The organism is Acinetobacter sp. 228, assembly GCF_048147885.1.
Map to the genome: position 1 here is coordinate 1 of NZ_JAYWYV010000626.1, position 1,017 is coordinate 1,017.

Genomic DNA, 1,017 nt, shown 5'->3' on the forward strand with positions numbered 1-1,017 from the left:
GCCTAAATTTAATGTAGACGATGAAGGTAATTTAGAAGACCGTAATAAAGTCGTTTGTAGTGCGATTGAACATAAAATGGGGATTCATGGTAATGCTACCTGCGTACTTAATTTTGATGGTGCCAAAGGTTATTTGATTGGTCCGGAAAATCGCGGGCTTAATTGTATGTTTACCTTTATGAATACCGCACGTATTGGAACAGCTGTACAAGGGCTTGCTGCTTCTGAAATTTCATTTCAAGGCGCATTAAGTTATGCCAAAGAGCGCCTCGCTATGCGTTCGTTATCCGGTCCTAAATATCCTGACAAAAATGCCGATCCAATTATTGTGCATCCCGCTGTACGTTCGATGTTAATGACCCAAAAAGCATTTTCTGAAGGTGGTCGTGCACTGGCTTACTTTTTAGCCCAGCATGTCGATATTGTGGAAAGCTCAAACGATCAGGAACAGCAAAAACACTCTGACGAATTACTGGCTTTTTTAACGCCAATTGCTAAAGCTTTTTTAACAGAGTCGGGTAATGAGTCTGCAAAGCATGGCGTTCAAGTATTTGGCGGCCACGGCTTTATTGTTGAGCATGGAATGGAGCAAATTGTACGTGATGCACGTATCTCGACATTGTATGAAGGAACGACCGAAATCCAGTCTCTAGATCTGCTGGCACGTAAAGTTCTCAAGTCAGAAGGTAAACTTCTAAAAAATATGACTGATTTAATTGATCAGTTTATTGGTCAACAGCAATCCAATGAAGTCTTGAAACCTTATTTAGAAAAATTAGCTGAGCTTAAGCAGAAATGGCTGTCACTGACCAAAACTATTGCCGACAAAGCAAAACACAACCCTGAAGAAATAGGGGCCGCTTCGGTGGATTATCTTTATTTTTCCAGTTACGTCGTGTTCGCTTATTTATGGGCTCGAATGGCACAAGTTGCCCATGAAAAATTAGAATCGGGTACACAAGAGGAAGCTTTTTATAAAGCAAAATTAACGACAGCTAAGTTTTTCTATCAAAAACT

General features: G+C 40.3%; 1 protein-coding gene. It reads left to right on the forward strand.

Annotation, left to right across the window (positions count from 1 at the left end; all coding sequences use genetic code 11):
• A partial coding sequence (locus tag VXQ92_RS21400) for an acyl-CoA dehydrogenase C-terminal domain-containing protein (protein ID WP_416683109.1) occupies positions 1–1,017 on the forward strand: 1,017 nt, incomplete at both ends.